This window comes from Microbacterium pseudoresistens (genome assembly GCF_013409745.1).
Lineage (GTDB): Bacteria > Actinomycetota > Actinomycetes > Actinomycetales > Microbacteriaceae > Microbacterium > Microbacterium pseudoresistens.
In genome coordinates this window covers 384,439-398,084 of record NZ_JACCBH010000001.1, presented here as the reverse complement: position 1 = coordinate 398,084, position 13,646 = coordinate 384,439, and the positions used below count along the sequence as shown (strand labels likewise).

Sequence of the window (13,646 nt, the reverse complement as noted above, 5' to 3'; positions counted from 1 at the left end):
ATGATCTTCGCACGCTCACGGGGAATGACGAGCGTGATCGGTGCGTTCATGGCATCCGGTGGATGAGCGCATCGCCGGCTCTTCACGCGTCCGTTCCGCGAGCGGCCGTATCGGATCGTCGGCGCGAGCGCCTCACGCGGGATCCGGATGCGGGGCGCGCTGTGCCAGCACCGGATGCGGAACCACGGTGTACAGGTGCGCGCACGCCAGTGCGAGCCACAGCAGCCCTGCGAGCACCGATGCCCACAGCAACGCCACGCCGATCGGGGATCGGGCCAGCGCGGCGCCGGCGACGAAGCCGACGAGCACGACGATCCCGCCGCACAGCCCGAGCAGGGCCTGGGCCCGCTCGCCGCGCACGGACGCCCACCGTGCGTAGGCGAACGCAGCCGCCGCGAGACAGGCGAAGCCGATGGCGCCGAACGCGAGGTGCAGGATGCCGCCGGTCGTCGCCGCGCCGCTCGATTCTCCCGGCGGGAAGCCGCCGGACGGGTCGGGGAGGAACAGGGCGCTGAGGGCGAGGCAGACCCCGTATGCGCCGGTAAGCACCCCGATCGCGAGTCCGCGCCCGGTGCGGATCGCGCGCAGGATGCCGTAGGTGGCGGCCAGGACCATGAGTGCCGAGATGACGAGGTTGGCGCGCTGCATTCATCCGAACTCGCCCAGCGTCAGCAGGCTCAGCGCGTGACGCGAGAGGTCGAAGCCAGGGCGCGTGAGTGCGAGCGCCACGCCGATGACGAGGTAGAACGGGCCGACGACCACTCCCCAGCCGAGCAGGCTGCGGGTGACGGCGGCGGCACGGTCGAATGCGGTCGGATCCTGGGGCATGGGCTCAGCATATCAAACTGGACTGTCTAGTACTATAGGGACATGGCGATGGCGGAGGAGATCTCGTGAGCACGGCGACGCAGGGCGCACCCGGCGGGCGAACCGCGCAGAAGCGCGAGGCGATCCTGGCGGCGGCGACGACGCTGTTCCTGCGCAACGGCTTCCGCGGCACGAGCATGGACGAGGTCGCGGCGGCGGCGAGCGTGTCGAAGCAGACGGTCTACAAGCAGTTCGTCGACAAAGAGGCGCTGTTCCGCGAGATCGTCGGCGCCGTGACCGGTAGATCCGATGCGGTGATCGACATCATCGCCGCGGCCTTCGGTGCCGCACCGGCAGTGACGGTCGACGAGCTCGAGGATCGCCTGCGCGCCGTCGCGCGCGGGTATCTCGATGCCGTGCTGCACGTGCAGGTGCTGTCTCTGCGGCGGCTGATCATCGCCGAGGCCGACCGATTCCCGGATCTCGCCCGCCGGTACTACGAGCAGGCTCCGGCGCGCGGCATCGAGGTGATCGCCGCGCAACTGCGTCCGTATGTCGAGGCCGGGCTGTTGCACGCGGACGACCTCCGCGGAGCGGCCGCGCATTTCGCCTACCTCGCGCTGGCTCCGGCACAGGATCGCGCGATGTTCCTCCCCGCCGACCTTCCCGATGACCACGAACGCGACCGCCGCGCCGCGGAGGCGGCCGTTGCGTTCGTCGCGGCGTACGCCCCTGCCGCTCGACAGCGACAGCGACCAGCGGTGCGGTGACCCCTCACGGGGGTCATTTTCCCGGCTCCGGCGCGGTACCCGTCGCGGGCTTTGGCAACCTAGCCCAGGGGCTCCGTGTGTCTGGGGCCGAGTAGTCCGGAACTGGTGAACACAGGAGACCTATGTCTTTGTCGAAGAGGGAACGAATCAGACGGCTCGTCGCATGGAGCAGCGGCGGTGCTGTCGTTCTGGGGATCGGCCTGGCGGCCCCGACCGCGGCGTTCGCGGTACCGGTGCCTGCCGAGGTCGCGGTGACGGCCGCGCCCGCCCCCGCCGATCCGACCCTCGTGTTCGAGGAGACGTTCGACGACAATGTCGCCGAGACCGCCATCAGCGTCGCCGATTACGCCCGCGCCGACGGCGGCGTGTACAGCAGCACGCCGTCGTGGCTCGACCTGGAAGCCTGCAACGGCGTGGTGCTGCAGGCGGCAGACACGGTCTTCGACCCCGGCATATGCAACATCAACCCGGATGCGCGCGCCCACGTGCAGCGACTCGCCCAGCAGCTCGGCGTCGTCAACGGCGCGGCGGATCCCGCCACGAACCACGCCGTCACCGCCTACACCGACAAGGACGGCGCCTCCGGCGACAACGTGATGCTGCAGGGCCCTGCCCCGAGCGCCTTCGAGCTCACGGCGGATCGCTTCTACGTCGCGGGCGTCGACGTCGCGGAGATCAACTGCAGCGCGAGCATCAACTCCCGCCTCTTCCCCGGCTTCGCCGTCTCCGGCGACTCGAACTTCGCCTCGGATGCGATCGTCGCCTGTGCCGGGGGCACGAGCGACGGCGACCCGAACGAGCCGGTGTTCGTCGGCAGCTTCGTCTCGGACGGCATCCAGAGCCCCGCGACGGGCGCGGCGGAGTTCGTCCTGTGGAACTCCGAGGTCGCGGGCAGCGGCAACGACTTCGCCTACGACAACCTGCGCCTGTACGACGCGACGCCCACGCTGCACAAGTCGTTCGCCCAGGAGGCGGTACGAGATCGGTCAGCCCGTCACGATGCAGCTCACCGTCGTGAACACGAGCGAGCTCTCCGCGAAGACAGGATGGGGCTTCAGCGACACGATGCCGTCGGGCATGACGATCGCCGAGACGCCGAACGTCGCGACCACCTGCGCCGCCGCCGATGTGACGGCCGACGCGGGATCCGGCGTGCTGGAGGTCGCCGACGGCTCGATCGCCCGAGGCGTCGAGTCGTGCACCATCTCGATCGACGTGGTGCTCGCCGCGGGCGGCGATTTCACGAACACGATCACTGGCGCCACCGGTCTGGACGGCGAGCCGTCCGCGCAGATCCGTGCGCTCGTGCCCTCCATGAGCCTTACCAAGACGGTCGAGCCGGAGGCCCTGACCGCCGATGACCGCGAGGCCACGTACACCTTCGTCGTGTTCAACGACGGAGAGGTCGACCTGCACGACGTCACGGTGACCGATCCAGGGCCGATCGGCGGCACCGGCACGATGGGTCCGATCGACTGCGGAGGCGTCACCGACCTCGCGGTGGGCGACAAGCTCACCTGCACGGCCGTGTACACGGCGGGCCTGGACGACCTCGACGGGTCTGCGCTGGAGAACCACGCGCAGGCGAGCGGCGTGACCCCCGGCGGCACGCAGATCGGTGCCGAGGCGGATGCCGAGGTCCCGACCGTGCTGCCGAACCCTGCCCTCTCGCTGGTGAAGTCGGCCGACACCGACATCGCGACCGCCGCGGGCCAGGTCATCACCTACGCGTTCACGGTCACCAACACCGGCAACGTGACGATCGCCGACGTCTCCATCGAGGAGGGCGACTTCTCGGGCGCCGGCGAGCTCGGTGAGATCGTGTGCCCCGCCGAGGCCGAGCTGCTCGCTCCGACCGACACGGTCGTCTGCGAGGCCGAGTACATCGTGCTCGCGGCCGACCTCACCGGAGATGCGCTCACGAACACCGCGTCGGCGAACGGCGTCGGCCCGTTCGGCCCGGTGACCTCGCCCGACTCGACCGCCGAGGTCACGACCAAGGCCCCGTCGGGCCCGCTGGCCGTCACGGGCGGCGAGTCCGCACTGCCGTATGCTGCCGGCGGCCTCCTGCTGGTCATGCTGGGAGTCGGCACCGCGGTGCTGGCACGTCGCCGACAGCACGGCTGATCCGTCGTCGGCGGACACGCCGAGCGAGAAGGCAGCGGTCGCGGTCCTCTGAAGAGGGCGCGGCCGCTGTCTGCGTGCGGGGTCGTCAGCCGAGCAGCACGGTCGCCACGAGCAGGACGGGGATGCATCCGATGGTCGTGATGAAGACGGTGTCGCGGGCGATGGGCTCGCCGATGTCGTAGCGCTGCGAGTAGTTGAACACGTTCTGGGCGGTGGGAAGCGCCGCGAGCACGACGACGATGAGCACTTCATGCGCGCTGAGCCCGAACACGAACTCTGCAACGGCCCAGGCGATCACAGGCATGACGATGAGCTTGAGCGTCGAGGCCAGCAGCACGTCGCGCCGCCGGCCGACGGCGCCCAGCACACGCTGGCCGTGCAGCGAGATGCCGTAGCTGATCAGCAGCACCGGCACGCACGCGTTGGCCAGCAGCGTCGCCGGCTCGAGCACGATCGGCGGCAGCTCGACGCCGAGCACCGAGATGAGGGTTCCCAGTGCCGAACCGATGATGATCGGGTTGGTGATCGTGCGCGCGAGCGTGCGGCCCAGCGACGATCGGCCGTGCGTGACGGTGTCGAGGATGCTCAGGGTCACCGGCGTGAACACGAGCAGCTGCATGAGGATGACCGGGGCCGGATACGCCGCGCTGCCCAGGAGGTAGAGCGAGAGCGGGATGCCGATGTTGTTGGAGTTGACCTGTCCCGCCGAGAGCGTGCCGATGACGGTCTCGCCCAGGCTCCGCTTCCACGCCACCCGCGCGACCGTGGCGTACAGCGCGAAGACGACGATTGCCGCGACCGCCGAGACCGGGAGCAACGAGGAGAACAGCACCTTCGCATCCGCCTGGGCCAGCACGGTGAACAGCAGGAACGGGGAGAGCACGAAGAACGTCAGCCGCGACAGCACCTCGCGGGCGTGCGGGCCGAGCAGGTCGATGCGTCCGATGATGTACCCGACGGCGATGGCGAGTCCCACCACGGCGAATCCGGTGAGAGTTTCGAGCACCCTCTGAGCGTATCCGGCCGTACGGCACGACTTGTCACACCGGGCGCTCATGTGGGGATAGGCGCGGATTTTTTTCCTGTTCAGACGCTGATTTGACTTCGTGTGCGGATGGGCTATGGTCAGGGGCACACCCGCCAGCCACATCCGAGGGGAAGCGAGTTCCGATGTCAGGGAAAGCACCACAGCAGCGCGGAGGCAAGAAGGTCGCCAAGCTGTCGTTGAAGGAGAAGCGCCAGGTCAAGCGCGCCAAGCAGGAGCCGGAGTCGTTCCTCAAGCCCCGCAAGGGCGCGAAGGGCTGATCCGGATCGAGTCCGGCTCCAGGTCGTCCGTGATCGCGGAGGTCGTCAGCGCCGCAGGCGGCGCTCGAGTTCAGCGGCGACCTCCGCGACATCCTCCACCGTGCCGTCGACGGCACGCTCCAGCTCGTCCGGCCAGGTCGTTGCGACGGCGGCGACGGGCCAGCCGGTGTGGTCCCGCACGGCGACGGCGACCGACCGCAACCCGCCGGTGACCTCGCCGTGCTCGGCGGCGATCCCCGTGCGCCGGATCTCGCGCAGCAGGTCGCGCAGCTCTGCGGGCCGACGGGGACCGGATCCTGTGCGATCGGTGAACGCGGAGGCGTCGGGATACAGCGCACGCACCTGTGCCGCCGGCATCGCCGCGAGCATCGCACGACCCGTCGCGGTCAGGTGCGCGGGCAGGCGCACGCCGACATCGCTCACGAGCGCCGGTCGGCGCGGTGCGCGCTCCTCGACGATGTAGAGCACGTCACGCCCGGTGAGGATCGCCAGATGCGCGCTCTCGCCCACCCTGTCGGCAAGTGCCGCGATGAGCGGTCTGCCCAAGCGGGCGAGGGGCTCCTGCCTGGAGTACCCGCCGGAGAGCTCGAAGGCGGAGGAGCCGAGCCCCCACCGGCGCTCGTCCGGGAGGTGGGTGACGAATCCGTGATCGGCCAGCGTTGCCAGCAGGTGATAGACGGTCGATCGCGGGATGCCGAGGTCGCGTGCGAGCGCCGAAGCCGCCACGGGCGCAGGGCGCCGGGCGAGGTGGCGCAGAATCCGCAGGGTCTGATCGGCGGCGGGCACCTGCGGCCTGGGCGGGAGAGCATCCGGATCCACGACCTCAGGATGCCAGATCGCGGACCGTACCAACATCTGGGATCCCAGACGGATTCGCGGCGTCGCGGGGTGCACCGTGGTGTCGACGGGTGTGGAATCGGTGCATGCCGCATCCTTCCCCTGTCATCCTCGGCGATGCGCCGCTCTCCGTCGCCGACGTCGTCGCCATCGCCCGTCACGGCGTGCCCGTGGACGTCGCCTCCGCGGCGCTCGACCGCGTGGCGGCGTCGCGCGCCGTCATCGACGCGAAGGCCGCCGATCCGAACCCGCACTACGGGGTCTCCACCGGATTCGGGGCCCTCGCGACGACCTTCATCGCCCCCGAACGACGCCGTCAGCTGCAGGCGAGCCTCATCCGCTCCCACGCCGCCGGCACCGGTGCCGAGGTGGAGACCGAGGTCGTACGCGCGCTCCAGTTGCTGCGGCTGCAGACGTTGGCTTCGGGGCGCACCGGGGTGCGGCCCGTCGTGGTGCGCACGTATGCCGACATGCTGAACGCCGGGATCACGCCGATCGTGCGCGAGTACGGCTCGCTCGGATGCTCGGGAGACCTCGCGCCGCTCGCCCACATCGCGCTCGCCGCGATGGGGGAGGGAGAAGTGCACGATGCGCAGGGCGAGCCGATCTCCGCGGCGCAGGCGCTGAGCGCTGCCGGCATCGAACCGCTCGTGCTCGAAGAGAAGGAGGGCCTCGCCCTCATCAACGGCACCGACGGGATGCTCGGGATGCTGTGCCTGGCCCTGCACGACCTGGAGCTGCTGCTGGACACCGCCGATCTCGCCGCGGCGATGTCGATCGAGTCGCAGCTGGGCACCGACGCCGTCTTCGCCGAAGACCTCATGGCGCTGCGCCCGCAGCACGGCCAGACCGTCTCCGCCGCGAACCTGCGCGCCTTCCTCGGGGCATCCCCGATCGTGCACAGCCACAAGGGGCCCGAGGACGGGCGCGTGCAGGACGCCTACTCGCTGCGCTGCTCGCCGCAGGTGCACGGCGCCGCGCGCGATACCGCATCCCACGCCGAGACGATCGCAGGGCGCGAGCTGTCCAGCGTCGTCGACAACCCCGTCGTCACCCTCGATGGCCGCATCGAATCCAACGGCAACTTCCACGGCGCGCCGGTCGCCGCCGTGCTCGACTTCCTCGCGATCTCCGTCGCCGATGTCGCCTCGGTCTCCGAGCGGCGCACCGACCGGGCGCTGGATCCCGCCCGCAACCGCGGCCTGCCGCCGTTCCTCGCCGACGAGGTGGGCGTGGACTCCGGCCTCATGATCGCCCAGTACGCCTCGGCGGGCATCGTCTCCGAGCTCAAGCGCCTGGCGGTCCCCGCTTCCGTCGACTCGATCCCGTCGTCGGCCATGCAGGAGGACCACGTGTCGATGGGATGGGCGGCGGCGCGCAAGCTGCGCCGCGCCCTCGACGGCCTCGCGCGCGTGCTCGCCATCGAGATCCTCACCGGCGCCCGCGCGCTCGACCTGCGTGCGCCGCTGCGCCCCGGCCCCGCCACCGGCGCGGCTCTGCAGCTGGTCCGCACCGTCGCGGCGGGCCCCGGGTCCGACCGATTCCTCTCACCCGATATGGAGGCCGTCACCGAGCTCGTCCGCTCGGGTGCGGTCCTGCGCGCTGCGAAGGAGCAGACCGATGACTGACACCACGACCGGAGCTCGCACCGTCCGTGCCCCGCGCGGTCCCGAGCGCACGGCGAAGAGCTGGGGCGCCGAGGCCGCCAAGCGGATGCTGATGAACAACCTCGATCCCGAGGTCGCCGAGCATCCGGAAGACCTCGTCGTCTACGGCGGCACGGGGCGTGCGGCCCGCAACTGGGAGGCGTACGACGCGATCGTGCGCACCCTCGACGAGCTCGAGCCCGATGAGACGCTGCTGGTGCAGTCCGGTAAGCCCGTGGGCGTGTTCCGCACGCACGAATGGGCGCCGCGGGTGCTCATCGCCAACTCCAACCTCGTGGGCGACTGGGCCACCTGGCCCGAGTTCCGCCGCCTCGAGCAGCTCGGGCTGACCATGTACGGGCAGATGACGGCCGGTTCGTGGATCTACATCGGCACCCAGGGCATCCTGCAGGGCACGTACGAGACCTTCGCCGCCGTCGCGCGGTCGCTGGGTCGAGAGTCGCTCGCCGGCACGCTGACCCTCACCGCGGGGGCCGGGGGCATGGGCGGGGCCCAGCCGCTCGCCGTCACCATGAACGAGGGCGCCGTGCTCGTCGTCGACGTCGACGAGTCGCGGCTGTCGCGCCGGGTCGAGCACGGCTACCTCGACGAGTACACGACCGATCTGAATGCGACCCTCGCCCGCGTGCTCGCCGCGAAAGACTCCGGCGAGGCGCTGTCGGTCGGCGTCGTCGGCAACGCCGCCGAGGTGTTCCCCGAGATCCTCCGCCGCCAGCAGGCGGGGGAGCTGGTCGTGGACGTCGTCACCGACCAGACCAGCGCGCACGACCCGCTGTCGTATCTGCCGGCCGAGGTCCCCTTCGCCCAGTGGAAGGCCGAGGCCGCCCGCGACCCGGAGGGCTTCACCGCGAAGGCGCGGGCGTCGATGGCCGCGCACGTGCGCGCCATGGTGGCCTTCCAGGATGCCGGGGCCGCCGTGTTCGACTACGGCAACTCCCTGCGCGCGGAGGCGAGGCTCGGCGGCTTCGAGAACGCCTTCGCCTTCCCCGGGTTCGTGCCCGCCTACATCCGCCCCCAGTTCGAAGAGGGGCGCGGGCCCTTCCGCTGGGCGGCGCTCTCGGGCGACCCGGAGGATATCCGCAAGACCGATCGCGCGATCGCCGACCTCTTCCCGGAAGACGCCTCGCTGCACCGCTGGCTGGAGAAGGCCGGCTCGACCGTGCACTTCGAGGGGCTGCCCGCCCGCATCTGCTGGCTCGGGTACAAGGAGCGCCACCTCGCCGGGCTGAAGTTCAACGAGATGGTGGCCTCGGGGGAGCTGTCGGCGCCGATCGTGATCGGCCGCGACCACCTCGACTCCGGATCCGTCGCCTCGCCGTACCGCGAGACCGAGGCGATGAAAGACGGCTCCGACGCCATCGCCGACTGGCCGCTGCTGAACGCCCTGCTCAACACCGCGTCGGGCGCCTCATGGGTGTCGCTGCACCACGGGGGCGGGGTCGGCATCGGCCGCTCCATCCACGCCGGGCAGGTCACCGTCGCCGACGGCTCGGAGCTGGCCGCGCAGAAGCTCGAGAGGGTGCTCACGAACGACCCCGGCACGGGTGTCATGCGCCATGTCGACGCCGGCTACGAGCACGCCCGCGAGATCGCCCGCGAGCGCGGCCTGAGCATCCCGATGCTGTGACGCCATGCTGATCACCAACATCGGGGAGCTGACCACCGGCGTCGACGAGGCGCCCCTGCACGACGCCGCCGTTCTCGTCGAGGAAGGGCGGATCGCGTGGGTCGGCGCCGAGGCCCAGGCGCCCGGCGCCGACGAGCGCATCGATGCGGGTGGACGTGCCGTCATCCCGGGGTTCGTCGACAGCCACAGCCACCTCGTGTTCGGCGGCGACCGCGCCGCGGAGTTCGAGGCGCGCATGGCCGGAGAGCCCTATGCCGCCGGTGGCATACGCTCGACTGTCGCCGCCACCCGTGCCGCGAGCGACGACGAGCTGCGCGCGCGCCTGGGCGGCTTCATCGACGAACTGCACGCCCAGGGAACGACGACCGTCGAGATCAAGAGCGGATACGGCCTCACCGTCGACGACGAGGAGCGCCTCGTGCGGTTGGCGGCCGAGGTCACCGACGAGGTCACTTTCCTCGGCGCGCACGTCGTCCCGGCCGAGTACGAGGGCCGCGCCGAGGAGTACGTCGACCTCGTCTGCGGGCCGATGCTCGACGCCTGCGCTCCGCACTGCCGGTGGATCGACGTCTTCTGCGAGACGGGCGCGTTCACGGTGGCGCAGAGCCGGCGCATCCTCGAAACAGGCATGGCCCGCGGCCTCGCCCCGCGCCTGCACGCGGCCCAGCTCGGTCCGGGCGACGGGGTGCGCATGGCCGTGGAGCTCGGCGCCGCATCCGTCGACCACGGCACGTTCCTCAGCGATGACGATGTCGCCGCGCTCGCCGGCTCCGACACGGTGCTGACACTGCTGCCCGGAGTGGAGTTCTCCACGCGCCAGCCCTATCCGGATGCGCGGCGGCTGATCGACGCCGGCGTCACCGTGGCGCTCGCCTGTGACACGAATCCCGGTTCGAGCTTCACCTCCTCGATGGCGTTCTGCATTGCCGTGGCCGTGCGCGAGATGGGGATGACGGTGACCGAGGCGATCCGCGCCGCCACCGTGGGCGGAGCGGCCGCACTGTGCCGCGACGACATCGGCCGCATCGCCCCCGGTGCCCGCGCCGACCTCGTGCTCGTCGACGCGCCCTCGGCGGTGCACCTCGCCTACCGGCCCGGGGTGCCGCTCATCGCCGCCGTCTGGAAGGACGGCCGTCGGGTCGATTCCCGCGCGTAGGGTGAAGGCATGGCACGGATTCTCATCATCGGCGGCCACGGCAAGATCGCGCTGTTGACCGCACCCCTGCTCGCCGCCCGCGGAGACGAGGTCTCCGCCCTGATCCGCAACCGCGCGCACGCCGACGATGTGCGCGCGGCCGACGCCGAGCCGGTGGTTTTCGACGTCGAGCAAGAGGGTGCCGACGCGCTGCGCGAGGTCATCGCCGGCCACCACGCCGTCGTCTGGTCGGCCGGCGCCGGCGGAGGGGACCCGCAGCGCACGCGCGCCGTCGACTTCGAGGCGGCGGTCCGCGCGATGGATGCCGCGGGTGCCGCCGGCGTGGCGCGCTTCGTCATGGTGTCGTACTTCCGCTCCAAGACGAACCACGGCGTCGATCCCTCCGACGGGTTCTTCGCCTACGCCGAGGCGAAGGCCGCCGCCGATGAGCACCTGCGCGCCTCCGATCTGCAGTGGACGGTGCTCGGCCCCAGCCGACTGACGGATGCGGAGCCCACCGGGCTCATCGATGCGACTGCGGCAACCTCGGGCGAGGTATCGCGCGCCAATGTCGCCCTCGTGATCGCCGAGACACTGAGGATGCCCGATACGATCGGCCGCACGATCCGTTTCAACGACGGCGAGCGTCCCGTCGCCGAGGCGCTCGCACTCTGACGTTCCTGGCGTTCAGCGCGTGAGCGCCAGCACGAGGCGGTCGATCGCCCACACGGCGAAGCCTGTGACGCCGGCGATGCCGAACCCGATCACGACGAACCCTGCCGCCGCCCCCGCGAACAGCACCAGTTCCACGGCGAAGCGACCGGCGGGCCGGATGTCGTAGCGCGCCTTGGGGGAGAGCAGGAGTCCCCACAGCACGGCGACGACGACCACGGCGACGGCGGCCGTGAGCCAGCCCCAGTCCGCGGGAGCGAGATGCCAGGCGAACATGGCGACGGCGACGAGCAGGGCGAGTTCGAGGAGGAACCGCAGCACGAGCGCGATGCCGCGCAACGGTGAGGCATCGACGAACGGATCGGCGTCGCTCATGCGTTTCTCCCGGCCACGCCCGCGAGCAGTTCCAGCACGCACAACGCTGCCAGCCGCACCGTGCGCTGATCTTCGGCATCTGCCGTCGCATCGACCTCGGCGATGTCGGCGCCGACGACCCGCGCATCCGCGGCGATGCCGCGTACGAGGGCGCGCAGCTCCCACGCGGCCAGCCCGCCTGGCACGCTCGCGGGGCACCCAGGGGCGACCGATCGATCGCACACGTCGACGTCGATGTCGAGATGGATGCGCGCATCCGCACCCGCCCCGGCGACCTCGAGGGCCTCGGCGATGACGTCGTCGATCCCGCGGCGTCGCAGCTCGTCGAGCATGACGACACGGATGCCCCACTCCGCCGCCCGCCGCGCGTAGGCGGGCGAGTTGGCGAAGTCGGCGATGCCGATCTGCACGATGCGGGTCGGGTCGACCCGCCGGGTGCCGGAGGTGAGGGCCGGGTCGTCTTCGACGAGGCGCCGCACAGGGGTGCCGTTGGAGACGCCGTCGCGCAGGTCGAAGTGCGCATCCAGTGTGATGAGCCCCGTCGCCCCGACCCCCAGCGCGGTCGGATAGGTGAGGGAGTTGTCGCCGCCGAGAGCCACGACGAGGCGGGACCGCGCCGCCAGCGCGCGGACCGTCTCGATCGCCGCCGCCTCGCCCTCGTCTCCGTCGGGTTCTGCCACGTCGCCCGCATCCGCGATCCGCAGCACGTCGGCGAGATCGACGACGGGCGGGCCGAGCAGAGTGGCGCTGTACCGGCGCAGCGCATCGCGGATCGCCGCCGGAGTCGCGTGCGCGCCGGTGGGCGAGAGCGAGGTGCGCCAGGTCGGCAGGCCCACGAGCACCGCATCCGCGGCGCCGTCGGGAGCGGGCCAGTCGCCCGCGCGCGTCCAGAGCGGATCCTGAGAAAGGGCCATCTCTCGTCCTTCCGACAGGGGGAGTGATCAGACCCCGGGGATCAGCGCGTGCGCGACGGTGAAGATCGCGACGCCCGCGATGGCGCCGACGATCGTGCCGTTGAGCCGGATGTACTGCAGGTCCCGACCCACCATCAACTCTATTTTCTCTGTCGTCTCGGCGGGGTCCCACCGCTCGACGGTGTCTGTGATGACAGAGGCGATGTCGTGCCGGTAGCGGTCGACGAGGAACACTGCGGCGTCCGTCACCCAGCCGTCGACGCGATGCTGCAGCGATTGCTCGGTGGCCAGGCGTGACCCGACCTCGGCGACGGCGTCGCGGGCGCGGATGCGCAGTCCGCTCTGCGGGTCGGCCAGCGCCCGCAGCAGCCCCGCCTTGGCGGTGTTCCACGCCTCCGCGGCCAGCGCGCCGACGCGCGGACTGTCGAACACGGCGGCCTTGGCGTTCTCCAGGCGGGTGCGCGTCTCCGGGTCGTGCTGCAGGTTGTCGGCCAGGCGTGCCAGATACCCGTCGAGCGCGTGCCGAGCCGGATGGTTCGGGTCGGCCTGCACCGCGCGCACGAACTTCACGGCCTCGTTGTACACGGTCTCGTCGACGAAGCGATGCGCGAGCTTGGGTACCCACCCGGGCAGGCGACGCGAGACGAGTCCCGCGAAAGCCTGGGCATTGCTGTCGAGCCAGGCGCCGATGCTGTCGGCGGCCAGATCCACGGCGCCGTGGTGGGCGCCGGCGTCGACGATCCGCTCCAGCCAGGCCCCCGCGGGCGAACCCCATTCCGGTTCGATGAGATGCTCGCGCGCGAGATCGGAGATGAGGTCGCGCACGTCGTCGTCATCGAGGGCGCGCAGCACGGCGGAGGCCATGGTCGCTGCTTCCGCGGTGATTCGCTCGGCGTTCTTCACTCCGTGCTCGGGCGAGTCGCGGAGCCATTCGCCGAGGCGCCGGGAGATCGCCGTCTCGCTGAGCTTCGTGCGCACCACGTCGCCGGAGAGGAAGTTCGTCTCCACGAACTCGCCCAGGGAGCTCCCGATCTCGTCTTTGCGCGTGGGGATGATCGCGGTGTGCGGGATGGGCAGGCCCAACGGATGCCGGAACAGCGCCGTCACGGCGAACCAGTCGGCCAGCGCACCGACCATGCCGCCCTCGGCCGCCGCGCGGACATATCCGAGCCAGGGGTACTGCCCCTGCAGCCAGAACGCGATGACGAAGACGATCGCCATGAACACGAGCGCGCCCAGCGCGACGCCCTTCATGAGGCGGAGGGCGCGCAAACGTTCCTGATCGGCGGGCGAGAGCAGGGCCATCGGTGTGCGCGGCATGTCGTCATCCTCGCACGGCGCACGAGGCGTTGCGCACCGACCATGCGGCGGAACGAGGGTGAATGCAAGTCCAGTTCTCGTGCGCATGGT

General features: G+C 70.9%; 14 protein-coding genes and 1 pseudogene. 8 read left to right on the top strand and 7 right to left on the bottom strand.

The features are described 5' to 3' along the window. Window positions 1-132: 132 nt before the first annotated feature. Window positions 133-648: a DUF998 domain-containing protein gene (locus tag BKA02_RS01925; protein ID WP_218844409.1), complete on the bottom strand. Its 516-nt coding sequence runs from the start codon at window positions 646-648 to the stop codon at window positions 133-135. After that, entirely contained in the window at window positions 649-828 is a 180-nt protein-coding gene (locus BKA02_RS14225) for a hypothetical protein (protein WP_218844407.1), read from the bottom strand. 65 nt (window positions 829-893) lie between these two features. Between BKA02_RS14225 and BKA02_RS01920 the strand changes: the two genes are divergently transcribed. The 3 genes and pseudogenes from BKA02_RS01920 to BKA02_RS01910 all read left to right on the top strand — a co-directional run bounded on the left by BKA02_RS01920 (window position 894) and on the right by BKA02_RS01910 (window position 3,704). Further along, window positions 894-1,577 carry a TetR/AcrR family transcriptional regulator C-terminal domain-containing protein gene (locus tag BKA02_RS01920; RefSeq protein WP_179430778.1) on the top strand — a complete coding sequence of 228 codons (684 nt, stop codon included), beginning with the start codon at window positions 894-896 and terminating at the stop codon, window positions 1,575-1,577. Window positions 1,578-2,327: 750 nt separating this feature from the next. Beyond that, window positions 2,328-2,777, top strand: a pseudogene (locus tag BKA02_RS14605) (DUF7933 domain-containing protein); the annotation flags it as partial. A 114-nt stretch (window positions 2,778-2,891) separates the two neighbouring features. Then, the gene (locus tag BKA02_RS01910) at window positions 2,892-3,704 is read left to right on the top strand and encodes a DUF7507 domain-containing protein (protein ID WP_179430774.1); all 813 of its coding nucleotides are present in this window, start codon (window positions 2,892-2,894) and stop codon (window positions 3,702-3,704) included. An 85-nt stretch (window positions 3,705-3,789) separates the two neighbouring features. Here the strand turns inward: BKA02_RS01910 and BKA02_RS01905 are convergent, their stop codons facing one another. Beyond that, window positions 3,790-4,710, bottom strand: a complete 921-nt coding sequence (locus BKA02_RS01905; protein ID WP_179430772.1) for an AEC family transporter — start codon at window positions 4,708-4,710, stop codon at window positions 3,790-3,792. A 164-nt stretch (window positions 4,711-4,874) separates the two neighbouring features. Here BKA02_RS01905 and BKA02_RS14465 point away from each other — a divergent pair, with 164 nt between their 5' ends. After that, complete coding sequence (locus tag BKA02_RS14465; protein WP_281370257.1) at window positions 4,875-5,009, top strand: hypothetical protein; 135 nt, start codon at window positions 4,875-4,877, stop codon at window positions 5,007-5,009. A gap of 45 nt (window positions 5,010-5,054) precedes the next feature. Here BKA02_RS14465 and BKA02_RS01900 read toward each other — a convergent pair whose 3' ends face one another. After that, on the bottom strand, window positions 5,055-5,864 hold the full coding sequence (locus BKA02_RS01900; RefSeq protein WP_179430770.1) for an IclR family transcriptional regulator: 810 nt from the start codon (window positions 5,862-5,864) through the stop codon (window positions 5,055-5,057). Window positions 5,865-5,932: 68 nt separating this feature from the next. Between BKA02_RS01900 and hutH the strand changes: the two genes are divergently transcribed. The 4 genes from hutH to BKA02_RS01880 are packed head-to-tail and all read left to right on the top strand — an operon-like array spanning window position 5,933 to window position 10,950. Continuing rightward, complete coding sequence (gene hutH, locus BKA02_RS01895) at window positions 5,933-7,474, top strand: histidine ammonia-lyase (RefSeq protein ID WP_179430768.1); 1,542 nt, start codon at window positions 5,933-5,935, stop codon at window positions 7,472-7,474. Further along, entirely contained in the window at window positions 7,467-9,140 is a 1,674-nt protein-coding gene (gene hutU / locus BKA02_RS01890; RefSeq protein ID WP_179430766.1) for a urocanate hydratase, read from the top strand. Before hutH ends, hutU begins: the two co-directional genes overlap by 8 nt. Before the next feature lie 4 nt (window positions 9,141-9,144). Continuing rightward, window positions 9,145-10,296: an imidazolonepropionase gene (gene hutI / locus BKA02_RS01885; RefSeq protein ID WP_179430764.1), complete on the top strand. Its 1,152-nt coding sequence runs from the start codon at window positions 9,145-9,147 to the stop codon at window positions 10,294-10,296. A gap of 9 nt (window positions 10,297-10,305) precedes the next feature. Beyond that, window positions 10,306-10,950 carry an NAD(P)H-binding protein gene (locus BKA02_RS01880; protein WP_179430762.1) on the top strand — a complete coding sequence of 215 codons (645 nt, stop codon included), beginning with the start codon at window positions 10,306-10,308 and terminating at the stop codon, window positions 10,948-10,950. A gap of 12 nt (window positions 10,951-10,962) precedes the next feature. Here the strand turns inward: BKA02_RS01880 and BKA02_RS01875 are convergent, their stop codons facing one another. The 3 genes from BKA02_RS01875 to BKA02_RS01865 are packed head-to-tail and all read right to left on the bottom strand — an operon-like array spanning window position 10,963 to window position 13,556. Next, window positions 10,963-11,322, bottom strand: coding sequence for a DUF2568 domain-containing protein (locus BKA02_RS01875; RefSeq protein WP_179430760.1), 360 nt, complete (start codon window positions 11,320-11,322; stop codon window positions 10,963-10,965). After that, window positions 11,319-12,236 carry an agmatinase family protein gene (locus BKA02_RS01870; protein WP_179430758.1) on the bottom strand — a complete coding sequence of 306 codons (918 nt, stop codon included), beginning with the start codon at window positions 12,234-12,236 and terminating at the stop codon, window positions 11,319-11,321. Before BKA02_RS01870 ends, BKA02_RS01875 begins: the two co-directional genes overlap by 4 nt. 27 nt (window positions 12,237-12,263) lie before the next feature. After that, window positions 12,264-13,556, bottom strand: coding sequence for a DUF445 domain-containing protein (locus BKA02_RS01865; protein WP_179430756.1), 1,293 nt, complete (start codon window positions 13,554-13,556; stop codon window positions 12,264-12,266). Between the last annotated feature and the right edge of the window lie 90 nt (window positions 13,557-13,646).